The organism is Stenotrophomonas sp. C9D9 (genome assembly GCF_056491205.1).
This window is the reverse complement of record NZ_JBSZIF010000006.1, coordinates 133,671-156,520: the sequence shown is the minus strand read 5'-3', so window position 1 is coordinate 156,520 and position 22,850 is coordinate 133,671. Positions and strand designations below refer to the sequence as shown.

21 protein-coding genes, 1 tRNA gene and 2 pseudogenes are annotated in these 22,850 nt (G+C 65.2%); 14 read left to right on the top strand and 10 right to left on the bottom strand.

The genetic code is table 11. The features are described from left to right. Positions 1 to 70: 70 nt before the first annotated feature. Positions 71 to 2,212, top strand: a complete 2,142-nt coding sequence (locus tag ACXI0D_RS16160; RefSeq protein ID WP_479642801.1) for a TonB-dependent siderophore receptor — start codon at positions 71 to 73, stop codon at positions 2,210 to 2,212. Between the two features lie 54 nt (positions 2,213 to 2,266). On the opposite strand, the gene ACXI0D_RS16155 is transcribed toward ACXI0D_RS16160, so the two are convergent. Continuing rightward, the gene (locus tag ACXI0D_RS16155; RefSeq protein ID WP_049444324.1) at positions 2,267 to 2,548 is read right to left on the bottom strand and encodes a hypothetical protein; all 282 of its coding nucleotides are present in this window, start codon (positions 2,546 to 2,548) and stop codon (positions 2,267 to 2,269) included. Between the two features lie 214 nt (positions 2,549 to 2,762). Between ACXI0D_RS16155 and ACXI0D_RS16150 the strand changes: the two genes are divergently transcribed. From ACXI0D_RS16150 to ACXI0D_RS16120, 7 genes are all read left to right on the top strand, one after another. Next, a complete protein-coding gene (locus ACXI0D_RS16150) occupies positions 2,763 to 3,437 on the top strand; it encodes a response regulator transcription factor (protein ID WP_049444326.1) in 675 nt (224 codons plus the stop codon). Continuing rightward, positions 3,437 to 4,786, top strand: a complete 1,350-nt coding sequence (locus ACXI0D_RS16145) for a sensor histidine kinase (RefSeq protein WP_135967024.1) — start codon at positions 3,437 to 3,439, stop codon at positions 4,784 to 4,786. The genes ACXI0D_RS16150 and ACXI0D_RS16145 overlap by 1 nt, the downstream gene beginning before the upstream one ends. Before the next feature lie 292 nt (positions 4,787 to 5,078). Then, positions 5,079 to 5,528: a hypothetical protein gene (locus ACXI0D_RS16140; RefSeq protein WP_080347494.1), complete on the top strand. Its 450-nt coding sequence runs from the start codon at positions 5,079 to 5,081 to the stop codon at positions 5,526 to 5,528. Positions 5,529 to 5,663: 135 nt separating this feature from the next. Next, positions 5,664 to 6,857: an efflux RND transporter periplasmic adaptor subunit gene (locus ACXI0D_RS16135; protein ID WP_049444330.1), complete on the top strand. Its 1,194-nt coding sequence runs from the start codon at positions 5,664 to 5,666 to the stop codon at positions 6,855 to 6,857. Then, complete coding sequence (locus tag ACXI0D_RS16130; protein WP_424143891.1) at positions 6,854 to 8,824, top strand: MacB family efflux pump subunit; 1,971 nt, start codon at positions 6,854 to 6,856, stop codon at positions 8,822 to 8,824. Before ACXI0D_RS16135 ends, ACXI0D_RS16130 begins: the two co-directional genes overlap by 4 nt. A gap of 91 nt (positions 8,825 to 8,915) precedes the next feature. Continuing rightward, positions 8,916 to 9,302 (top strand): hypothetical protein, encoded by a 387-nt coding sequence (locus tag ACXI0D_RS16125; protein ID WP_049444334.1) that lies wholly within the window; start codon positions 8,916 to 8,918, stop codon positions 9,300 to 9,302. 30 nt (positions 9,303 to 9,332) lie between these two features. Then, entirely contained in the window at positions 9,333 to 9,710 is a 378-nt protein-coding gene (locus ACXI0D_RS16120; RefSeq protein WP_049444336.1) for an EF-hand domain-containing protein, read from the top strand. Between the two features lie 129 nt (positions 9,711 to 9,839). On the opposite strand, the gene ACXI0D_RS16115 is transcribed toward ACXI0D_RS16120, so the two are convergent. The 5 genes from ACXI0D_RS16115 to ACXI0D_RS16095 all read right to left on the bottom strand — a co-directional run bounded on the left by ACXI0D_RS16115 (position 9,840) and on the right by ACXI0D_RS16095 (position 13,922). Further along, a complete protein-coding gene (locus ACXI0D_RS16115; RefSeq protein ID WP_049444338.1) occupies positions 9,840 to 10,295 on the bottom strand; it encodes a hypothetical protein in 456 nt (151 codons plus the stop codon). A 96-nt stretch (positions 10,296 to 10,391) separates the two neighbouring features. Continuing rightward, on the bottom strand, positions 10,392 to 11,717 hold the full coding sequence (locus ACXI0D_RS16110; protein ID WP_479642800.1) for a Smlt3024 family type IV secretion system effector: 1,326 nt from the start codon (positions 11,715 to 11,717) through the stop codon (positions 10,392 to 10,394). Positions 11,718 to 11,741: 24 nt separating this feature from the next. Further along, positions 11,742 to 12,605, bottom strand: coding sequence for a Smlt3025 familytype IV secretion system inhibitor (locus ACXI0D_RS16105; protein WP_479642799.1), 864 nt, complete (start codon positions 12,603 to 12,605; stop codon positions 11,742 to 11,744). Between the two features lie 76 nt (positions 12,606 to 12,681). Further along, positions 12,682 to 13,089: a hypothetical protein gene (locus ACXI0D_RS16100; protein WP_430345987.1), complete on the bottom strand. Its 408-nt coding sequence runs from the start codon at positions 13,087 to 13,089 to the stop codon at positions 12,682 to 12,684. Between the two features lie 485 nt (positions 13,090 to 13,574). Beyond that, on the bottom strand, positions 13,575 to 13,922 hold the full coding sequence (locus ACXI0D_RS16095) for a winged helix-turn-helix transcriptional regulator (RefSeq protein ID WP_479642798.1): 348 nt from the start codon (positions 13,920 to 13,922) through the stop codon (positions 13,575 to 13,577). A 101-nt stretch (positions 13,923 to 14,023) separates the two neighbouring features. Here ACXI0D_RS16095 and acuI point away from each other — a divergent pair, with 101 nt between their 5' ends. Further along, complete coding sequence (gene acuI / locus ACXI0D_RS16090; protein ID WP_479642797.1) at positions 14,024 to 15,013, top strand: acrylyl-CoA reductase (NADPH); 990 nt, start codon at positions 14,024 to 14,026, stop codon at positions 15,011 to 15,013. A 173-nt stretch (positions 15,014 to 15,186) separates the two neighbouring features. After that, positions 15,187 to 15,501, top strand: a complete 315-nt coding sequence (locus tag ACXI0D_RS16085; RefSeq protein WP_479642796.1) for a hypothetical protein — start codon at positions 15,187 to 15,189, stop codon at positions 15,499 to 15,501. 53 nt (positions 15,502 to 15,554) lie between these two features. Here ACXI0D_RS16085 and ACXI0D_RS16080 read toward each other — a convergent pair whose 3' ends face one another. After that, entirely contained in the window at positions 15,555 to 15,764 is a 210-nt protein-coding gene (locus ACXI0D_RS16080) for a hypothetical protein (RefSeq protein WP_479642795.1), read from the bottom strand. Between the two features lie 188 nt (positions 15,765 to 15,952). On the opposite strand from ACXI0D_RS16080, the gene ACXI0D_RS16075 reads away from it, so the two are divergent. Together ACXI0D_RS16075 and ACXI0D_RS16070 are read left to right on the top strand one after the other, a co-directional pair. Beyond that, a complete protein-coding gene (locus ACXI0D_RS16075) occupies positions 15,953 to 18,703 on the top strand; it encodes a UvrD-helicase domain-containing protein (RefSeq protein ID WP_479643103.1) in 2,751 nt (916 codons plus the stop codon). A 26-nt stretch (positions 18,704 to 18,729) separates the two neighbouring features. Continuing rightward, positions 18,730 to 18,909: pseudogene (locus ACXI0D_RS16070) on the top strand (integrase core domain-containing protein); the annotation flags it as partial. A gap of 81 nt (positions 18,910 to 18,990) precedes the next feature. Here the strand turns inward: ACXI0D_RS16070 and ACXI0D_RS16065 are convergent. Continuing rightward, positions 18,991 to 19,701 (bottom strand): hypothetical protein, encoded by a 711-nt coding sequence (locus ACXI0D_RS16065; RefSeq protein ID WP_101765733.1) that lies wholly within the window; start codon positions 19,699 to 19,701, stop codon positions 18,991 to 18,993. Positions 19,702 to 19,895: 194 nt separating this feature from the next. Between ACXI0D_RS16065 and ACXI0D_RS16060 the strand changes: the two are divergent. After that, a pseudogene (locus ACXI0D_RS16060) lies at positions 19,896 to 20,326 on the top strand (IS3 family transposase); the annotation flags it as partial. 137 nt (positions 20,327 to 20,463) lie between these two features. Here the strand turns inward: ACXI0D_RS16060 and ACXI0D_RS16055 are convergent. Beyond that, positions 20,464 to 20,553 (bottom strand) — tRNA-Ser (locus tag ACXI0D_RS16055). 124 nt (positions 20,554 to 20,677) lie between these two features. Here ACXI0D_RS16055 and ACXI0D_RS16050 point away from each other — a divergent pair. After that, on the top strand, positions 20,678 to 21,751 hold the full coding sequence (locus ACXI0D_RS16050; RefSeq protein WP_479642794.1) for a DUF4241 domain-containing protein: 1,074 nt from the start codon (positions 20,678 to 20,680) through the stop codon (positions 21,749 to 21,751). A 55-nt stretch (positions 21,752 to 21,806) separates the two neighbouring features. Here ACXI0D_RS16050 and ACXI0D_RS16045 read toward each other — a convergent pair whose 3' ends face one another. After that, positions 21,807 to 22,799 (bottom strand): LysR family transcriptional regulator, encoded by a 993-nt coding sequence (locus tag ACXI0D_RS16045; RefSeq protein ID WP_005410175.1) that lies wholly within the window; start codon positions 22,797 to 22,799, stop codon positions 21,807 to 21,809. Positions 22,800 to 22,850: the final 51 nt, after the last annotated feature.

The following is a 22,850-nucleotide window of genomic DNA, read 5'->3' as shown; positions in this document are numbered from 1 at the left end:
CATTCGGGGGATAGGTCACGAAGTGTTGCAAATGGTAATCTTTCTCATTTGCGACCGCCCCCGACCCCTCATGCCTCTTCCTCCCCCTCTGAAGCCCGCGCTCTGCCTGGCGCTATCCCTTTCCCTGGCTCCGCCTGCACTGTCTTCCGAGGACCCCGCTGACGCTCCGAAGGATCTGGACAAGGTCGAAGTCCGCGGCCGCGCACAGACCTTGTACCGCGCCAGCGATGCGGCCGTCGGCACCCGCACCGATACCCCGCTGGAACTGGTACCGCAGTCGATCCAGGTCGTGCCGCGCGAGCTGATCGACGACCAGGCTGCGCGCCAGGTCACCGATCTGTACCGCAGCATCAGCGGCATCAGCTTCTTCAGCTATGCCGGCGTCACCCTGCGCGGTTTCCGCCAGGAGAACGTGCTCTACGACGGCCTGCGCGGTGATCCCTATGCAGGCTTCTCGGTGCCACAGCTGTTCAACATCGAACGCGTGGAAGTGCTGAAGGGGCCAGCCGGTGCGCTGTATGGCGGTGGTGATGCCGGCGGTGTCATCAACTACGTGACACGCAAACCCAAGGCCACCGCCGAACGCCGCATCGAGTTCCAGGTGGGCGACAAGGACTTCCGCGCCGGATCGATCGAAGGCACCGGCCCCGTGAATGCCACCGGCAGCATTCGCTATCGCGCCGGCCTGTATGCCGACGGCGAGCAGGGCCTGCGCTGGAATGCCGACAGCGAAAGCGTGATCGGCGATGCATCGCTGGCCTTCGACGTTGGCCAGACCGGCGAACTGGTGCTGCAGTTCACCGACATCACCCAGAACCTGGGCGGCAACCGCCTGCGCGGCGTGCCGGTGAACGACGCCGGCAGCTTCCTGACCGACCGCCGCTGGAACCACAACGAAGCCAGTGATTTCCTCGACATGCGCGCCAGGGTGGCGCTGGCGCAGTACCGCTTCGCACCGCGCGACAACCTGGACGTGGACATTGCCGCGCGCTGGTTCAGCAACAACGAGCACCAGATGTACCACGAGCCGATGGGGCTGATTGATCGTGACCGTGACGGCGTGGCCGAGTGGATGACGCGCCAGCTGCGCAACCAGATCCGTGACAACGAGGCCTTCACCGCCAGCGGCAATGCCATATGGCGGATCAACACCGGCCGTATCGAACACAAGGTGCTGTTCGGTGCCGACGTGTATCAGCTCGACGCCGAATTCACCGCGCAGACCGCCAACAGCGCCGACCTGGCACGCGGCGCCGGCCCGGTGCGCGGCATCGATCTGTTCAACCCGATCTATGGCGCAAGCACCTGGCACGACTACAACCTGGCGACGCTGCCCTGGCGCAGCACCTCCATCCGCAGCAAGCGCTACGGCGGCTATCTGCAGGATGAGCTGGCACTGGGCACGCGCTGGCACGTGCTGGCCGGACTGCGCTGGGACGGCTTCAAGGATGAGGACCGCATGGGTGGCAGCAGCGTGGACGGCAACGATCTCAGCTGGCGCCTGGGCACCACCTTTACCGTGCGGGACGGCCTGAACCTGTATGCCAACGTCGCCAGCGGTTTCGTGCCGCAGAGTGCCGCCAACCAGAACCCCGCGGCCGGTGGACCGTTCGATGCCGAGCGCAGCAGGCAGTGGGAAGTCGGCATGAAATCCCTGCTGGCCGACCGCGTGACCTTGAACATGGCGGCCTACCGCATCGACCGAAGCAACATCGTGCAGGCCACCGGTGAAGTACGGAACGGCGTGAACCAGCTGGCCGCGCTGGGCCTGGTACGCAGTACGGGCATGGAACTGGACCTGCTGGCCGACGTCACCGAGCGCTGGGTGGTGAACCTGACCTACGCCTACAACGACGCACGGGTGAAGGATGCTGGACCGAATGGCATCACCAATGCCTCCGGCGACCGCTTCGCAAATGCGCCACGCAACAAGCTCGGCCTGTGGACGCGCTACGACCTGCCATCGATCAACTCTGCCATCGGCTTCGGCGCCGATCATGTCGGCGAGCGTGTCAGCCTGGATGGGCAGGCGGTGAAGGCCTATACCGTGTTCGACATGAGCTGGAAAACCACGTGGAAGCAGTGGCAGTTCCAGGCCAACGTCAAGAACCTGTTCGACAAGGTATATGCGGCCAGCGGCTTCATCGAACGCAACGGGCATTTCCCGGGTGAGCCGCGGCGGGTGTATGTGCAGGCAGCCTACAGCTTCTGACGCTGCGCGGCAGAGCGCGCCAAGGGGAGGTGCAACCCACCTCCCCTGCCCGCGTCAGTGTGAGCAGGACACCAGCATCGAGCGGGTGGCCATCTGGGTGGAGGTGAACCCGTTTTTGTTGCCCACGGCGATGGCATTGCCGTCGTCGCCATCCTTGCTGAAGACCACATAGCCGCTTGGGCACATCTGCCCGGCCTTCTCGTAGCAGCCACTCCAGGAGCTGGAGCCGCTGCAGTCGATGGAAACGCCACGGCGTCCATCGGGGGTGACGGTCATCTTGGCGGTGGTGCAGCCACTCAGCGCGGCAACGAACAACAGCGGGACGAACAACTTCATGGGCACTCCAGGGGTTGGGGATAAGCGGACGAGCGCCAAGGCTGGAGTGCCCGGATTGCGCGAACCTTGCGCCGGGTGGTCCGCGCCGCAGCGGTGTTGCGGCGTCACCGGCAGGGCTCGAAGGCACGCCATGTTCACGCAATGTTCCTGTAATACGGTGCCGGCGCGTGCAGACGCCCCTCCCCTGAGCCCCCTTCCCGCCCGATTCCCGCCGATGCACATCCTGCTGATCGAAGACGAAGCCGAACTGGCCGCCACCTTGAAGTCTGCCCTGCAGCGCGAGCGCTACGTGGTGGATCTGGCCAGCACCGTGGCCCTGGCCCGCGAGGCTGCTCTCTCCGGATCGCACGACCTGGTGCTGCTGGACCGCACCCTGCCCGATGGTGACGGTCTGGGGCTCATTCCCGTGCTGCGCGGACGCAATCCCGGAGTGCCGATCATAGTGCTCAGCGCGCTGGGGCAGTTGCCGGACCGCATCGCCGGCCTGGATGAAGGCGCCGACGACTACCTGGCCAAGCCCTTCGCGCTGGAAGAACTGTTCGCGCGGATCCGCGCGGCCGGGCGCCGTCCGAGCGGCATGCAGGTGGAGCCGGTGAGCATCGGCCGGCTGCTGTTCGACCCCACCTCGGGCGAGGCCAGCGTGGGCGGACAGCGGCTGGAGCTTCCGCGCCGCGAGATCCGAGTGTTGGCGGCCCTCGCCCGCCGGCTGGGCCGCACCGTGCTGCGCGAATCCATCGAGATGGCGGTGTACGGCTTCGACGACGGCATCCATTCCAATACGCTGGACTCGCATGTCTCACGCCTGCGGCGCAAGCTGGCCGACGCCGATGCGGGAGTGGAAATCCATGCCATCCGGGGTGTCGGCTATCTGATGCGGGAAACGAAGTAATGGCGCGTCGTCCCTCACTGAAGCGCCCGCTGATCGTCAAAACGCTGATCTACCAGCTGCTCGCACTGCTGGTGGCGTTCTTCGCATTGCTGATGGTGCTGGTGCGTGTCGACAGCGGCGGCTACTACACCATCCAGACCTTCGCCCCGGTGGCGGCAGAGGCCGTTCACCGCGATAGCAAGGGCGAACTGTATGTGCAACACACGCCGGAGCTGGCCGAACTGCTGAAGATCGTCCCCGACGCGTGGTTCATCGCCGAAGATGAGCAGGGCCACCATGTGACGTTCGGCCACGTTCCACCCGCCTACGCGTCGCTGGTCGGCGCCCTCGACGGCATTCCCTATGGCGACCTGCGCGGACGCGGCCGCAACGATGGCCTGGCCGTGGTGATACGCCAGCACAGCGGCCCGGCCGGCAAGCTGACCATCATGGCGCATGGCGAAACCGATTCGCTGACCTGGCAGATGGCGCTGGCCGCGCACATCATCACCCTGCCGATCTTCCTGCTGCTGGGCCTGGCCACCATCATCCTGACCCCTATCATCGTGCGCCGCGCCCTGGCCGGCGTGGAACGCATCGCGCAGGAAGCCCGCAACATCTCTGCCAGCCGTCGCGGCATCCGCCTGACAGAGACCGCCGTACCGGTAGAGATCGCCCCCCTGGTGACCGCAGTGAACGAAGCGCTGGACCGCCTGGACGAAGGGCACGAACGGCAGCGCCGTTTCATCGCCGCCGCCGCCCACGAGCTGCGTACGCCCATCGCCATCCTGCGGGTGAAGATCGATGCCACCGACGATTCCACCTCGCGCAGCCTGGCCGTGGAAGTCGCTCGGCTGGCAACGCTGGCCGAGCAGCTGCTGGACCTGCACCGCATGGAAGCAGAGGGGCCGAAGGACTCCCTCAACCTGGCCCGCGTGGCCAAGCGGGTCGTCGCCGATCTGGCCCCCCTGCTGATCCAGTCCGACAAGACAGTCGCCGTGGCGGTGGAACCGAACTTCCCGGTGCTGGGCGAGTCCGGCGCCATCGAACGGGTGCTCTCCAACCTGGTGCTGAATGCTGCCGAGCACGGTGGACGCCACATCATCGTGCGCGTACAGGGCAGCTGCCTTGAGGTGGAAGACGACGGCCCCGGCATTCCGGTCGACCAGCGCGAACGCGTGTTCGAACCCTTCCAGCGCCTGCGCCCCCGGCAGACCGGCGCCGGATTGGGCTTGAACCTGGTGCGGCAGGTGATCGACCGTCACGGCGGCCACGTCACGATTCTGGATGCACCTGGCGGCGGCGCCCTGATCCGCGTCGAGTTCCCCCTGCATCCAGGCGTCACCAGCACGTCGGCGCCGGCGAACTGAGCACATCCCTTCCCCGTGGATGACTACCGGCTGTCCACGCACAGCGATCGCGATTGATGCGCAAGGTTGCGGCAATGTTCGCTGCCCAGCATCCAGGTGAGCAGCACCGCTGAAGGTGCTGCGTCCGGATCTGACAGGAAGCCTGCATGTGACACAGGGAGCTTCTCCACCGCCCTCTTCCACACCCACCCCGCCTCCACGGAATGCGCCCAGCCTGACCGCCGCAGCGTGGAACTGTCGGGCGCATGCAGGCCGCGCGCGTGGGCTGGAACACTGGCCGCACTGGCTGCGGATGATTCCCGAACGCGAGCGGGCAGGCGTGCTGATCCGCCTGTTCGCCGCGCTGTTCCTGCTGCTCCCAGGCCTTGCGCTGGTGGCTTCCGCGTATCGGCACGCGCACGCAACGGCCACCGCCGTGGTGGTGTTCGTCGCCGTGCACGCCGCGCTGCACATGCTGGCAGTGTGGCGGGGGGCTGCACCACGCCCCGTTCCCCCGCTGCTGCGGTCCCTCGATACACATGCAGCCGCCGTGATGCTTGCTGCAACGTTGATGATCATCGCGATCATCGCCGCCACCGCAACGCTGCCCGTTGCGATCTGCGCCGTGCTGCTTGTCGGCGCGTTGTGCCAGCTTTCGACCCTGCCCACGGCAGCGCAACGCCTCCGCCACGTGCTGTTGGCGCTCGGCAGCATGCTCCAGTTCATCGCGATGGCACTGCTCACGCAGGGCGCCGCCTACTGAAACGCCCGCACCTCCGCAAGGTTCACGCAATCTGGCGCACTGAGACTCGACGGCCATCCACGCCTGCCCTGCCGGCGTGCACTCCCATCTGTCGCGAGGACTCACGATGCCCTGTCTTTCCTGGATGCTGTGCCGATGAGCACCGCACCGCGCCACCGCCGCCGCGTGCTGATCATTGCGGCCGCAACCCTCTGCACCCTGTTGGCGCTCTTCGCGTGGCTCCGGCCTGCACCACCACCGCAACTGCAGTTGGCACCGGTCACCCGCGGCAACATCGAACAGATCGTGGAAGCCACCGGAACACTGAAGCCCTCGCGACTGGTGAGCGTGGGCGCGCAGGTCTCCGGCCGCATCGAAACCCTGCATGTGAAGTTGGGGGACAAGGTAAAGGCGGGCGATCCGATTGCCGATATCGATTCGCGCACCCAGCGCAACGCGTTGTTGAGTGCGCAGGCGGCACATCGCACCGCGCGCGCCAACCGCGATGCGCTGGCCACCGACCTCCGCCAGTACCAGCTGACCCTGCAACGCCAGCAGGCGCTGGTTTCAAGGCAACTGGTCGCGCGCGCAGACTACGATGCGGCCAAGGCCAAGGTCGATGCCACCCGTGAACAGATCGCCGCGCTCGATGGCGAGGTGGTGCAGCGGCAGACCGATGTGGATGTGGCGCAGACCAACCTGGGCTACACCCGCATCACCGCGCCCACCGACGGCACCGTGCTGGCCGTGGTCGCTCGCCAGGGCCAGACCGTCAACGCGGTACAGAGTGCACCGACCATCGTGATGCTCGGCAACCAGGACGTGATGACCGTCTACGCCGAGATCTCCGAGGCCGACGTGGTCCACACCGCACTGGGACAGGAGGCGTTCTTCACCATCCTGGGTGACAGTGACCGACGTTACAGCAGCACGCTGCGCGACATCGCACCGGCACCCGAGTCGATCACCAACGAAGACACCTCCGGCTTCGCGCCCGGCAGCGCTTCGGCGGGCGCCAGCCGTACGGCCATGTACTACAACGGCCAGTTCGACGTGGACAACGCCGATGGCCGCCTGCGCAGCTACATGACGGCGCAGGTACGCATCGTGCTGGGGCGTGCCAGGGGCGTGCTGACCATTCCCTCGGCCGCGCTGGGTGCGCGTGCCGCCGACGGCAGCTACAGCGTGCAGGTGCGCGGCGCGGACGGCCACCCTGCCCCGCGACGCATCACCACCGGGCTGGACGACCAGATCAACGTGGAAGTACGCAGTGGCCTGCAGGAAGGCGAACAGGTGGTACTGGCCCAGACCGGCGATGCCGTCGCCGCCGCAGCCGCCGCACAGCCATGATGGACACAGAGAAGGACACGCCGCTGCTGCGTGTGCGCGGCATCCGTCGCGAATTCGCAGCGGGCGAACAGACCCTGGTCGTGCTCGATGGCATCGACCTGGATATCCGCGCCGGTGAGCTGGTGGCCATCGTCGGCCAATCCGGCTCGGGCAAATCCACCCTGATGAACATTCTGGGCTGCCTGGACAGGCCCTCGTCCGGCGCGTATCAGATCGCCGGTCGCGAGACCGCGCAGATGTCGCCGGACGAGCTGGCCGAGCTGCGCCGCGAGCACTTCGGGTTCATCTTCCAGCGCTACCACCTGCTGACCGACCTGACCGCGCTGGGCAACGTGGAAGTGCCGGCCATCTACGCCGGCCAACCCAGCGCCGAGCGCCATGCCCGCGCCCAAGCCCTGCTTCAGCGATTGGGCCTGGGCGAACGCATGCTGCATCTGCCCGGCGAGCTGTCCGGCGGGCAGCAGCAGCGCGTGTCGATCGCGCGCGCGCTGATGAACGGCGGTGCGGTGATCTTCGCCGATGAGCCCACCGGCGCGCTGGACACCCAGTCCGGCAAGGAGGTGATGAAGATCCTGGGCGAACTGCACGCCGAAGGCCATACGGTGGTGCTGGTCACCCATGACATGGCCGTGGCCGAGCATGCGCAGCGCATCATCGAGATCCGCGATGGACGCATCGTCGACGATCGCCCCACCGCTGCCGCGACTGGCCTCGCCAGCAGCATCGCAGCCACCCTGCAGCCGCGCAGTGAAGGCACCGGCTGGCAGGCCCTGCGCGACCGCTTCAGCGAAGCCTTCCGCATGGCCCTGCGCGCGATGAACGCGCACCGCATGCGCACCTTCCTGACCATGCTCGGCATCATCATCGGCATTGCCTCGGTGGTCTCGGTGGTCGCACTGGGTACCGGCGCGCGCCAGGCCATCCTGTCCAACATCGCTTCGCTGGGCACCACCACCATCGAGGTCTATCCGGGCTCCGGCTTCGGCGATGTGCACGCTGCACAAGTCGAGACCTTGACGCCCGGCGACAGCGCGGCGCTGGCCGGGCAACCGTTCGTGGACAGCGCCACGCCCGGCGTCGCCAGCAGCGGCACTGCGCAGCGTGGCAACCGCTCGGCCAACGTGCAGATGCAGGGCGTGAGTGAGCAGTACTTCCGCGTGCATGGCCTGAAGCTGGGGCAAGGCCGCTTCTTTGGCCAGCCCGCCGTCGCCGGCTACCAGCAGGTGGTGGTGATCGATGCCAACACGCGTGCACGGTTCTTCGCCGCGCAAGAAGACCCGATCGGCCAGACCCTGCTGCTGGGCAATGTCCCGGTGCGGGTGGTGGGCGTGGTGAAGAAGGAAGCCGGCGCCGTCGGCGATGCCTCGCTGCTGCAGGTCTGGGTGCCCTACACCACCGCCATGGCGCGCATGCTGGGGCAGAGCCATGTGTCCAGCATCACCGTGCGGGTGTCCGACACCGTGGGCATGCAGGCCGCGGAGGCCGCCATCCGCCGGCTGCTGGAGCGACGCCACGGGCGCCAGGACTTCTACATGAGCAACAACGCGCAGATCCGCACGTCGATCGAGCAGACCACCCGCATCCTGACGCTGATGATCAGTTCCATTGCCGCCATCGCGCTGGTGGTAGGCGGCATCGGGGTGATGAACATCATGCTGGTGTCGGTGACCGAGCGCACCCGCGAGATCGGTGTGCGCATGGCCGTGGGCGCGCGCCGCAGTGACATCCTGCAGCAGTTCCTGATCGAGTCGGTACTGGTCTGCCTGCTCGGTGGCGTGCTCGGCATCGGCGTGGCGCTGGCGCTGGGAGCAGTGCTGGCACTGGCCGACATCGGCTTCTCGCTGGTGTTCTCGACAACCTCGATCCTGGCCGCGTTCGCCTGCAGCAGCCTGATCGGCATCGGCTTTGGTTTCCTGCCGGCGCGCCGTGCGGCGCAGCTGGACCCGGTGGAGGCGCTGGTGCGCTGAACGAGAGGTGGCCAGCGCAGACGACTACAGGTTCGCGCAATGTCCGAGCGCTGTACTGGCACGACCGACACAGCCGCACAGGAGCGGAACGATGTTTCAGAAGACAGGACGTACAGCGTTGCTGCTGGGTGCCGCACTGCAACTGCTGGTGCTGCTGCCCTACGCGGGCCAGGCTCACGCACAGTACCGCGATGGTTACCGCTCCGGCTGGGACCAGGGCTACCAGGTCCGCCAGCGCGAAGACTGGGAGCGCCGCGAGCGCGAGCGTGAGCGCGACCGGCGCGACGATGCCAAGGCCAAGCGCGTGGTGGTGGGCGTGGTCGGCGCAGCGGTGGTGGCTGGCGTGATCGCCGCCGCGGCCAAGCGCGAGCGCGAGACCCGCGAGCGCGCCGACTACTGCATGAACCGCTACGGCAACTACGACCGCCGCAACGACACCTACCGCGGTTCGGATGGCTACAGCCATCCCTGCCGCTGACCTGCCCTGCATCCCGAAGGAACCGACCGCATGAACAAGACGCTACTCATCATCGCCCTGTGCGCCGCGCCGCTGATCGGCCACGCCGCCAGCGACGACCCGAAACAGGCCTATATCGACTCCAGCTTCGCCGTCATGGACAGCAACGGCGATGGCCACATCGACAAGGCCGAGTACGCGAAGTACCAGCAAGCACGCTTCAACAGGCAGGCAGATTCCATCGACGCCGCGTTCAAGGAAATGGATGCCGACAAAGACGGGAAGATCAGCAGGAAGGAAGCCGCAGTGGTGCCGGAAATCGCGAAGTATTTCGCGGGGCTGGATACTGATGGCGATGGCTATCTGTCGCTGAAGGAGATGCAGCAGGCCATGGTGGCCGCACAGACCGCGGATGCCCCGGCGAAGTAGCCCCCCGGTACCGGATGCCACGTCGCATCGCTTTGGCAGGTGCCCCCCCCTGGTGGGCACGGCTCCGTCACCGCGCGCGAGGACCAGGATGCCCACCAAGGTGGGCATCTACCCGCCAGCGCGCGGCGCTCAACGCACCTTGTACAGCACCGCCGCACCCGGGCGCGGCTCGAACGCCGGAACCGTCTGCTGGGAGAGGGCCGTGCCCTTGGCATCCCACACCAGCGTTTCCACCGGGTACTCATCCTTGCGGGTCATCTGGTCGATCTTGGCGACAACCACCGTCGCAGCCGCTGGCACCTCCGGATTCCAGCCAAATACACCCACGCGGCCGTAGAACACTGCGGGTGCAGAGGCATCCAGACGGCGGTCCGGGCACATCACCAGGCCACGGTCGAGCATGACGCGCAGCGCGCCCACCGGTACCTTCTTCACCGTAGGCGCCGTGCGCTCGGTGCTGTGGCCTGGGCAGACGTTGGCGGCGCGGGTGACCATGTCTTCGGCCACCTGCCGGTCGGATTGGGCGAAGGCCAGGGCCGGGGCCAGGCAGAGGCCCAGCAGGACAAGCGGGGACGTCCGGGTCATTGCAGGTTCCTGTGAGGGATGCCAAGCGAACTTAGCAATGCCCACGCACAGAGTTGCAAAGACCGCGTGAGGCAGGGGCTACTGCGGGCCGGGACCCTAGCCCATGCGCATGGCCGGGGTGTCGCGTGCCTGCACATCGATTTCCTGCTGATGGCGCTGTGCATGTGCCTGTTCACGATCCGCACCGACGGCCTGCAGCGCCTGCAGTGACTGCTCGACTGGTGTCTGCACTGCCCGGTCCGTGGGCATGGAGGCCCGCAGATGCGCCGGATCATTCAACTCGCCCTGCACCACGAACACGTTGCGGCCGGCCGGGTGATCGGCGGTCTGCGCACTCAGCAGCACATGGTCGGCACGTTCGAGCTGGTTGCGGCGCGCCAATGCCATGACGCTCGCCACGAGGCGCTCGCTGTTCTCATCATGGGTTCGCCCAGCACTCGCATCGATCGCGGCCACGCCTTCGCGCACCTGCTGCATCAATGCGTACTCACGATGGCCGGGACCAATGTCGGCCAGACGGATCGGTGCCTGTGCGGGATCCGGCACGGCGTCCACCGCTGCGGTAAGCGGGCTGCGGGTAATGGTCCGGTACGGGTCGTCCGGGTGGAACTGGGTCCGCTTCTCCTGCCGCTCCAGACGAACCTCGCGGGCGTCGTTGAGTTCGGCGATACGGGCGGGATCGGTGATCTCGCGCAGCGACATGTGGCCGCCGCCTGCACTGACGCTGACCCACTTCCTGTCCGCTTCGAAGTACATCGCGTAGTAGCTGTTGCCACCGATGACGTTCGGATCGACCGCCGAGCGGCCCTCCAGTACCTGGGTGGCTTCCAGCACGCTCAACCGGGTCAGGTACTGCCCGCCCTTCGCCCATCCCATCTGGCTGATGGCATCGACGCTGGTGTTGCCTACGCGCGGGCCCCCGGCGTAGTCATTGTTGAGCATGTTGGTCCAGATCTGCTCCAGCTTCTCGGGGCCGCTCTTGTCCGAGGCGGCTTGCAGGAGCACTCGAGGAGTCCAGCAATTGGGGTCCAGTCTGTGCTGCTCGAAAGCGCGGTCATGAGCGAGCATGACGTCAGCACCAGGCAGATTCAGCGCGAGATCCGCACGTCCGTTTCCCATCCACGCCTGTCGAAGCTCCAGATCTTCCCGCAGCAGTGTCCGGCCGAATGCCTCCCACTGGCGCTCGCTCAGCTCAGCATTTGGAAAGCGCGAACCTTCGTCATTCTGAGATCTGGCATGGCTTTGCGCGTAGGCATTGGCCACGCGTCCAGGCAAACTGTCATTACGTACCACACCTAGTGCCAGCGTACCGTAGCCGTCCGAACCCGGCAGTTGCGACAGGTAGTTCCAGTACAGCTCACGATTACCGGCATCCGCATAATCGATGAGGATTCTGATGTCCTTCTGGGTCAGGCCGCTCATTGCTTTCTCCTTGAGCCTCGTCGTTTAGCGTGTCCGTGCTGCAGCAAGAACATCGCGAACAGCATCTTCCATGCGCTTCCAGTCCTTCAAGAAAGCTCGCTTGTAATGCAGGGAGATGGATAGGCTGTCAGAGATATCGACAAAGTAGTGAACGCATCCGGCAGCCACAGGATCGTCCAGATCAATGACCTCATCATGCGTCAGGCGCACTCCGTCCCCCAGGAACGTTGCGCTATCGCACTTGATGAAGCTTGTCAGCCCCCCGGCACCGTCCCGTGCAACATACCAGTCGCGCTCGAATGCCGGATTGCGGACAGGCGGCTTCCCATACCGGGCCTCATACTTCTTCGCGTACAACACCATCTTCCCTTCATCGATTGCATAGGGCGTCAGGCCCAAGGTCTCCGGCTGTGCGACGCGTTGATCGAGACGGTCCCTGGGATCCTCCCTTTCCACAGAGCCTTCCTCCGTGATGGCTTCATTTGAGGAAAGCCTTGAAAGCGAAGTCTCAATTGGAATGCGATCAATGTAGTTGATGCGGACAGCAATCTCCTTGCGGAAATCATTCGTACGCGGATTCGCCCGGGCACCCGGAGCCGTCGGCGTCATGTCTGGCCACTCGATGACCAGCGTCACGCCCTCGCCAGGCCACGGTGCGATCTGGCTGTCCAGGTAGTTGGCCGGAATGCGGAAGGTGTTCGGCCCCAGCTTCACGTCCACGGGGGCATCGGTATAGGTGTGACCGTTGATCGTGCGGCCGGTCTGGATTGCGCCGGACATGGCGGGATTCCTTTCGTGTTCGGTGGACGGTGGCCGTGCGCACGCGCCGGCACTCACTGCAACGGCAAGTGCGAGCGTCAGGCAACGGCCGGGGGACATCACGCGCATGGGCATTCCATTGCAGGGTTCCGGCGCCACTATAGGCAACTGGGCGTCAACGGAACAGGAACCGCATCGCAGCCCTTCACGGCACCAGGCAGCGTTCCACCTGCAGCGACAGCACCTGGCAGGCGTTGAACAGGCCCTCGACCACGGCTGCGGAGGGGCAGCAGGCAGGATCGTCATTCTCCCGTGCCACATGCGCGGCGTGCAGCACCGCGGTCAGCGCCGTGATGCCCGACGCGCTGCGGGTCGCCAGGGCCATGTCGAAGGCGCGGCCGGGGCTCAGGCACATTTCACTCCAGGCCTCGCCATCGGCGCGCAGGTTCCGGCCATGGCCTTTCAGGTGTGCAAAGAATGCCGATGGCGTGACGGGCTCGGCGGATTCGCGGAGCGCGTCCTCCAGCGTTTCGGCCAAGGCAGCGGGAAGATCGCGCACGGCGGCGCCCAGCAGCGCATGCAGGCGGGGATGATCGGGCAGACGTTCGGGCATGACGGCAACCTCACGATGTGGCCACCTGCAGATGCAAGGTGGCGGACGGTGCGGGTTGGCGTGCCGGATACATGATGCAAGAAGCCGGCGGATCAAGAAATCCCCACGCACCGTCCGCCATGAACTGGCAGGCGATGCATTGTCACGGTTGCAACTCTGGCTGCAACCGTGACGCCGCGCATCATGTACGTTCGGGACGCCAATCCCGGCCACGGCGAATGCCTTGGCGCGGCCATGGTTACCGCCCCGAACCGGCGATGAAAAGCAGGAAAATCCCGAGCGATCGCGCTGTTACGTTGGTTGCGTCAGCGGATGTCGAGTTGTCCATCGGCTGACGCGCTTCGCCAGCAGATGAACCCCGCCAGCGTGCACTGCCCGGGCGCCCTATCCTGCCGTATACGACATGCACGCCGCCGCCAAAGACCCATCGGTGGAAGTGAGCGTTAGCGAATCCGGCATGCGGCATGTGCAACGCCGCTCAGCCTTCAGCTATCGCCCTGGGTACTCTGATAGCCGCGGTAGGTTTCACCCCACTCGCGCATGGCCAGCAGCACCGGCACCAGCGTGCGCCCGAACTCGGACAGCTCGTATTCCACCTTCGGTGGTACTTCCGCGTACACGTGGCGGATCACCACGCCGTCGGCTTCCAGTTCACGCAGCTGGCTGGTCAGCATGGACTGGGTGGCGTTGGGCACCCGCCGCGTCAGTTCCATGAAACGTCGCTTGCCCATCATCAGGTGAAAAAGAATGATCGGCTTCCACACGCCGCCGATCACCGACAGCGTGACTTCCACGGCACAACCGCTCTTGCCATCCCAACGCTTGCTACGCATGCATACTCCGGAAAACCATAGTACCTACGGAAAATCATCGTTCTTGTTGCGATAGAGGCGCGAGCCTAGCATGGCCTCATCCGGTGAATGTGAGCCCCTCCATGACGTTCAAAGCACTGCTCGCCCGCAAGACGAACAACCAGGTTTCGACCGAACTGGTCGATTTCGATGAAGCCGACCTGATGGACGGTGACGTCCTGGTGCAGGTCGAGTACTCCACGCTCAACTACAAGGATGCGCTTGCCCTCACCGGCAAGAGTCCGGTCATCCGGACATTCCCGCTCATTCCCGGCATCGATCTGGCAGGCGTGGTGCTGGAATCCAGCAGGGCCGACTTCAAGCCAGGCGACCGCGTTGTGCTCAATGGCTGGGACCTGAGCATGGGCCACCACGGCGGCCTGGCACAGCGCGCCCGCGTGCGGGGCGAATGGCTCAACCGGATTCCCGGCAACCTGAGCACCCGCGACGCCATGGCCATCGGCACCGCTGGCTATACCGCCATGCTGTGCGTACTGGCCCTGGAACATGCTGGCGTGACGCCCGACAAGGGCGATGTGCTGGTGACCGGCGCCAACGGCGGTGTCGGCTCGATCGCGGTGGCGATCCTTTCAAAGCTGGGCTATCGCGTGGTGGCCGCTACCGGGCGCCCGGAGCATGCTGAGTATCTGCACAACCTGGGTGCGAGCGAAATCATCGACCGCGCGCAGCTTTCGGAACCGCGCGGCCGACCGGTGAGCGCCGAACGCTGGGCCGGCGTGGTGGATGTGGCCGGCGGCCCTACCCTCGTCAACGCCATCGCCGAGACCAAGTACCGCGGTGCCGTGGCCGCGTGCGGCCTGGCGCAGAGCGATGCACTGCACGGCTCGGTGCTGCCCTTCATTCTTCGCAACGTGACCCTTGCGGGCGTGGATTCGGTGAATGCACCGCAGGACGTTCGCCAGCGTGCATGGGATCGCCTCGCTACCGACCTGGACCCGCAGAAGCTGGAAAGCACGGTGCAATTGATCGGGCTTGCCGACGTGCTGGACGTGTACGAGAAGATCATCCCCGGTCAGGTGCGCGGCCGCATCGTTGTGGATGTAAATGCCTGAGCGGATGACCGCAACGGGGCTCGATGGATGGGTGTAGATGGAGGGCTGCAACGCGCCTCCACGCTGCAGCGAATGGTGAACCTGCCGTGAAACACACGGTGCGGCAGTGACCTTCGGCCATCGCCGGTCGCATACGCTCAGGCTCCCACTGCCGCTGGATCCTCGACATGCCAATGACCGCATTCGCGCTTGCCGCCGCACTTTCGGGCCTGCCCGACATCGACTGGGAGCGCCAGCGCGCCGAGGACGCGCACCAGCTCATGCTGTGCCAGATCCATCGCGGTGAGTTGCAGCAGGCCGAGGGAAAAGACGATGCCTACCAGCGCGCAAAAGCGGTCTGCGACCTGCTGGCGCGGGACTACAGGAACAGGTGGGATTTCGACGCACAGGATGCACTGGCGGCATCGGCGGTGGATCTGGATGAGCTGATCCGGCGTGGCGACGCGGTTGAAGTCCCCCCTGCAAAGCGGGATCGTGCCTACGAGTGATTCAGCAACTGCTGATTCAGCAACTGCCGCTGGCGCTGCCGGTTTCCGAACGCCTAAGGGATCCGACCCGGCGCCCGTGCCAAACGCAGGATCCCGTCTGGCGGAATGACGGTGCCATCGTCCATCACGATCAGCATGTCGGAGACTTCGCCCTCGTGCCCTTGCTTCGCAGTGGTCACCAGGATCCTCAATGGATCCGTCCGGATATCGTAGCCGCCGCTGGTGTGCTTCAAGGTTCCCACGCGGTCCCAGTCGATTTGCATTACCTGCTCCTGGATCCAGGCGCGTCATGATGCCATGCGCCAGGCAATTGGGTGGGCCGCGATGGACGGCTCCCGGACGCACCCTGCCCGCGTGTGAAAGGCCACATGCAACGTCAAGGCCCCTTATCATGCGGGATTAGGGGCTCTACATGCCCGGTTGACGCTTGCAAGGCAGTACCTGGATGTCTATGGAATGGCGCCCCTCGATCTGGGGCCAACGTGTGACTCGTTCGCCACACTGGTGGCTGCGGCTGGATGGCGAAAGCATCGAGCTGAACGTCGCCGGTCAGCAATACCGGCAACGCTTGGATGACGATCACAGCGTGCAGGTCATTCCAGGGCTTTTCTGGTCGCGGGTCGAGCTGAAGACAGAAGGCGCACTGAGGCTGTCGGTGGACGGGCTTGCCAACGCGCAGGCGTCCCGGCTTGCGGCGGCGCTGCAGCAGGTGCGCTTTGTGCGCACCACACGCGGGCGCAAGGCTCTGTTTGACACGATCCTGGCGCAGATCCAGGCGTGGTTGAGCGCCGCGGACGCCCTCATCGATCGCGGCCGTGCCGGCCGCCGCTGGATCACCCACGAACAGCAGCAGGCGCTGCTGGCCGAACGTTCCTCCCTGCCGCTGCAGCCGGCGGAGCTGGAGCAACTGTTCCTTGATGAAAGCGTGCATGGCGACCTGCATTCGCACAGCCATCGTGCTGCGCTGGATGCCCTGCACGACTGGCAGTTGGACTGGCCCGCCACCTGGGCCGAGGCCAACGCGACCATGGCAACGCGTGAGCGGGTGCTGGCCAAGGACTTCCTGGACCGGGTCGAGAGCAAACCGCTGACCGAGGAACAGGCCCGTGCCGTCATCTGCTTCGACAACCGGGTGCAGGTCGTGGCCGCGGCCGGCTCTGGCAAGACCTCCACGATGGTCGCCAAGGCCGCTTATGCCATCGATCGTGGCTTTGTCGAACCCGAACGGATCGTGATGCTCGCCTTCAACAAGGACGCCGCCAAGGAGCTGGAAGCGCGCGCACAGCGATGCTTCGACCGGCTCGGCATGGGCGATACCGTGGTTGAGGCCCGGACTTTCCACGCCCTCGGCCTGTCCATCATCGCCAAAGCCACAGGGCGCAAGCCCGATATCCCGGAATGGGCGGTCGACGCGACGCTGGGCTTCAACAAGCTGGCCGAACTGGTGGACGACCTGAAGGACCGCTCGACCCACTTCCGCACCCAGTGGGACATGTTCCGCCTGGTGTTCGGGCGCGACCTTCCGCCGTTCGGTGCCGACATGATGGCCGATGGCTACGACCGCGATGGCACGCCCTACATGCGTACCCTGCAGGGTGAGCGGGTGAAGAGCCTGGAAGAGTGCGTCATCGCCGACTGGCTGTTCTACAACGGCGTGGCCTACGACTACGAGCGGCGCTACGAGTTCGATACCGCGACAGACACCCACCGCCAGTATCGTCCGGACTTCTACTACCCGGACGCCCGGCTGTATCACGAGCACTTCGCGCTGGATGCCGATGGCCAGCCGCCGAAGCACTTTGCCAACTACAGCGAAGGGATGCACTGGAAGCGCCAGCAGCATGTGGCGCGCGGCACCGCCCTGGTCGAGACGACGTCGTTTGGCCTGCGCAGTGGACAGGCGCTGCACGATCTTGCGGAGCGGCTCAGCGCGTCTGATGTCGAGCTCGACCCGAACCCGGATCGCGAGCTGCCTGACCAGGGCGCCAAGCCGATGCCGGACGCGGACCTGATCGGCCTGATGCGGACCTTCATTGCCCATGCCAAGAGCAACTGCCTGACGCTGGACGATATGGCGGCGCGCCTGCGGCAGATGCCCGAGGATCAGTTCAAGGAACGCTACCGGCGCTTCCTGGAGATCGCCGGGCCGGTTTTCCAGGCCTGGGATAACGCGCTGGCTGACGAGCGCAGCATCGACTTCGAGGACATGCTCAACATGGCGGCCGGGCTGCTGGAACAGGGCCACTATGAATCACCCTACGAACTGGTGATGGCCGACGAGTTCCAGGATGCATCGCGCGCCCGTGCGCGCCTGTGCCGAGCGCTGGTCAGCCAACCGGGCCGCTATCTGTTCGCGGTGGGCGATGACTGGCAATCGATCAATCGCTTCGCCGGTGCCGACGTTTCGGTGATGACCGGATTCCGCGAGTGGATGGGCCATGGCCAGGTGCTGAAACTGGAGCAAACGTTCCGCTGCCCGCAGGCACTGTGCGATGTGTCCAGCCGCTTCATCAGCCGCAACCCCGCGCAGATCGCCAAAGCAGTTCGCTCAGCTACGCCGGCGATGGGCCCGGTGCTGCAGGCGTTCCAGATGAACCGGCGTGAGGAGGTGCAGGATGGTGTTCGCCAGTACCTCGCCAAGCTGCATCAGAAGCTGCTGTCCGGGGCCGTTCCACAGGGCCGCAACGGGCGTGTGACGGTCTTTGTCCTGGGGCGGTATCGCGCGGATCGCGGTGCAGTGCCTTCGGATTGGAAGGCGGCCTTCGGCAGCACGATGGACGTCGAGTTCCTGACCACACATCGATCGAAGGGGCGCGAGGCGGACTACGTGATCCTGCCGGGCATGATCAACCGCAGCTTCCCGAGCCTGCGCGCGGATGACCCGGTGCTTTCGCTGGCCATGCCGGATGGGGATACCTATCCGCTGAGCGAAGAACGGCGGTTGTTCTATGTCGCGCTGACGCGTGCGCGACGGTCGGTGGCGATGTTCACCCTGCAGGGCAAGCACTCGCCGTTCCTGGATGAGCTGGTGAAGGACGGCGCAGTGGAAGTGACCGCGGTTTCAGGCGCGGCCATCCACGAAGAGCGCTGCCCCGTGTGCAAGGTGGGCGTGTTCGTGGACCGGAATGGGCCGCACGGGGCTTTCCGGTCGTGCTCGAGTTATCCGTTGTGCCATAACAAGCCGAAGGGTGGGCGTCGTTAGTTTGTCCGGATTCGTCCCGGAGGGCGAACGTCTACGTCGTGAGGTTCAGCGGCCGCCCTTACGTCGAATGCCTCAACGAGCGCAGTTTTCCCAAACTGCTGCATGCCCACGTCGAGCTCGAGATCTGGCGAGGGAAATACAACGAGGAGCGACCGGCGAAGCTCATGGGCGACCTGACACCGGCGGCCTATGCCCAACAGTTGGCGGCCAAAGCCACTACGAAGAAATCTGGACTCCAAAGGACCCCGCTACTGAAAGCGGGGAACGTCGGATGTTGGGAGCGGGGTCTATCTTCGTGATGAAGCACGACTCACAAAAGCCGGCTTTCTTGTGTTTTCCTCTCGCTTCGCTCGCAAGACGTCATAGAGATCAGGCCAGTACATGAGTGGCTCGCTGTCAAAGCCCCTCCAGATGAATAGCATCAGGGGCGTCCCCAGGAGCAAGAGGACAACCAGATAAGTCCAAATCCAACGGTCAGCCCACACTGAGAGTAGTGATTGGTCCGCCCAACACCAACTCGCAGCACTCAGTGCCATGCATGCAATGCTATTTCGCACCGTCACCAACCAAGCTCGCTCTTCCTCCCGGTGCTTTGCCAAGCAGGCCTCAAGTCTGGCTAACCATTGATGGTCCGGATGTACCATGAGGTGCTTCATTGCCTGAAATTGCGTGACGTATCCCATGGGCGGCGACGAATCATCCCGCTCGTCGACCGGAAGCCGCTCTTGGATCGCAAGAGCGATAGGAATGAGGCCGAACTGGACCACTATCTGCACCATCACTGCACCGACAGATAATGCAAGCCCGAAGACCACAATCAAAACGAGGGCAAGACCGGGGCGCTCCGTCAGCTCGCGCAGTGAAAGCTCAACAATGCTCTTGTGCCAAATCATCGCTGACGCGAAGTCCGAAGCCAAGGCGAACGCGCTCATCCTGAGCACAAATGGGAAGTCGCTCAACTTTTCCAGAAGCGACCACTTCGAAAGATCCAGATTCAAACCCAACTCCTCGCTGATGACAGCTCTATTTACCGAAGTGGAGAAGCAATCGCACTTCTACCCAGAAATGCAGTAGTCGGCCTGGTCGCAGCGAACTTGATACCGCGTCCTTGAGTTCCATGGCTTTTCCAGCTCCTTGCCAGATCAGATCCGTCCAGACATCAATTCGTGTCGCAAGCAAACGGAACGCGATTTTTTCGAGATGTGGCAACGTTCTTTGCAACGGAGGCATCCTGAGCAATCGGGTAATCGAACGACGCCGCGATGGGTTTCCGATTCGACTGATGGGCCGCTGCGTGAGGGTATCGGCCAGCCGCTACTACGAGTGGGGTAAAGCACCCTGCGAGCGCCCGGCAAGTCGACAATGAGCGCCGCTCGTACGGATACGCGAACTACACGAAGGCAGCCGCGGCACGTTGGGGGCTGGCCGCATGTGCGAAGACCTGGCTGAAGAGGGCTAGACTGCCAGCCTCCAACGAATGGCGCGCCTGATGACAGCCAACGGCCTGCACGGCTGGCCTCGCACCCGCGTCGCGGGAGGCGTGCAGGTGCGGCCGTGACGCCGCCAGGCGTGAGTGATCTGATTGAGCGCAATGTTCTCGCACCGGAGCCGGCAACCAAGTGGACCGCGTGCGGCATGGCTGAAAGCGGACATAGACCGCTTCAGCGCCGAAACAACGAATCCACAGAATGCGGGCGAAAACATGGAACGAGCAACGTGGAACAAAAAACCCGCTGCAAACAGCGTCTTAGACATTGTCTTGGCGGAGAGAGTGGGATTCGAACCCACGGAAGGTTTAACCCTTCGCCGGTTTTCAAGACCGGTGCCTTAAACCGCTCGGCCATCTCTCCAATCGGGTCCCGGTCGCCCGGGCAGCGGCGTATTCTCGCACGTGAAGGGCATTTGCCCAAGACCACCTTGCTCCTGCCCTCCGCATCCGGCACGGTGGGGGCCTTCACCGCACTCGGAGCCGCCATGGCCCATCTCGATCTGGCCAACCTGCGCACCTGCCTGCTGGACGACACCCAGCTGGCCGCAGTGGCCCTGCACCGCACCTTCGCCGGGCACCTGCCGGTCAGCAGTGGGCAGCTGGTGGTCTGCGATCCGCTGGTCCAGGCCGAGGCGCCCGCGCTGGCCGACTACACCGCCCCGCTGGGCCGGCACCCGGTCGAGATCATCGTGCATAGCGGCCGCCCGGCGCTGGCCGTGGTCTGGTTCAGGCCGCGCCAGTTGCTCACCGCGTCCGCGCTGCACTGGCAGATGGCGCGCTGGACCACGCAGGACCTGACCGGCCTGGACGAGGACAGCTTCATCGGCTATCCGGTCGACGCCGGTATCGGTTGCTTCATGGACACCGACACCCAGCAGGCGCTGCTGGCCCTGATCGAACAGGCTGATGGCGACGAAGAGAGTGAATGGTCGGATGCACTGATCGACCACGATGGCCTGGATGAAGGCGCCGAGTACCGCCCCTGGGGCGAGGACTCGCCGCACGGCCTGGTGGTATTCACCAGCGGCTGGGGCGACGGTGTCTATCCCAGCTATTGGGCGCTGGATACGTCCGGCATTCCAGTCGCCCTGGTCACCGATTTCCTGTGCATCGAGGGCGGTGATGGGCGCGACGAGCGCGAGATTGCCGACCAAGCCTATCGCGACAACCTGCCGGCTGCGGAAGCCGAGGCGCTGGCGCGGCTGGTGGCCGCCGTGGAGCGCGATGACGCGGAGGCGCTGCGAGCCCTGCTGGTGGATGCGCCGCAGCGCGCCAACCAGATCGAACCGGGCTGTGGCGGCACCGCGCTGTTCGAGGCGATCCGCCTGGACCGTCCGCAGGCATTGCGTGTGCTGTTGCAGGGCGGCGCATTGCCGGCGATGCCCGAGCGCCTGCACATGAGCAAGGTGACCAGCTATCTGGACTATGCGCGCTTCCTGAAGAAGCCACGCAGCGCGGAGCTGATGGCGGTGCTGGAAGTGCCCGTCGTTGCAGCCGAACAGCCACCGGCCGCGCCGCGACGCCGTAGTTTCTGGGACCGGCTGTTCGGCCGGAACTGATCGGCGCCGGAATACAGCAACGCCGGGCATGGCCCGGCGTTGCCCTTCAGCGCTCTCAGCCGGCATCCACGGCCAGCGCACCCAGCGCGCTGGCCTTGATCCGCTCCTTGGCTTTTTCACAGGCGCCACCGCAATCCAGGCGCGAGGCCTCCAGCTGCGGCGGCAGGTGCTCGGCCAGGAAGTCGATGAACACGCGTACCGCCGGCAGCAGGCCGCGGCGCGAGGCGAACACGGCATGGCACACGCCCTGCGGCAGCGACCAGTCCGGCAGCACCACTTCCAGCTCGCCGTTGCGCACGGCGTCGGCGCAGACGGTTTCCGGCAGCATGGTGATGCCGAAGCCGTCCTTCACCATGCTCTGCAGCAGCGGGAAGTCGAAGCCGGCCACGCGCGGCTGCAGGTCGACCCGGCGCACTTCGCCTTCCGGGCCATGCAGCTCCCAGCGCTGGCGCGCTTCGTCTTCGCTGATGCTGAGGGTGACGTGCTGGGTCAGCTCTTCCGGGTCCTTGGGGCGGCCAGCGCGATCCAGGTACTTCGGGCTGGCCACCAGCAGTTCCTGCACCTGGCCGAAGCTGCGCATCACCAGGCTGCCGTCGTCGTCCAGGCGCGAACGCACGCGCAGGGCCACGTCGTAGCCTTCATTGATGATGTCCACGCGGCGGTTGCTGATGTTCAGCTGTAGCCGCACCTTCGGATACTGCTCGAGGAACTTGGGCAGCAGCTTGGGCAGCTGCATCTGTGCCAGCGACACCGGCACGCTGGCGCGCACCACACCGCGCGGTTCGGCGCTGAGGCGGTCCACCACTTCGCGTGCGGCCTGGGCCTCGGCCAGCATCGTCTGCGCATGGCGGTGCACGCTGGTGCCGACATCGGTGACCGCGAAACGGCGCGTGGAGCGCTGCAGCAGGCGCACGCCCAGGTCGGTTTCCAGCTGGCTGATGCGGCGGCTCAGTCGCGACTTGGGGATGCCCAAGGCGCGCTCGGCGGCGGCGAATCCGCCGTGGTCGACCACCATCGCGAAGTAGTACAGATCATTCAGGTCATGCATGCCCGAGTTCCATATCTAGAACAATACGTGGCATTCAACCACCTTTATCCC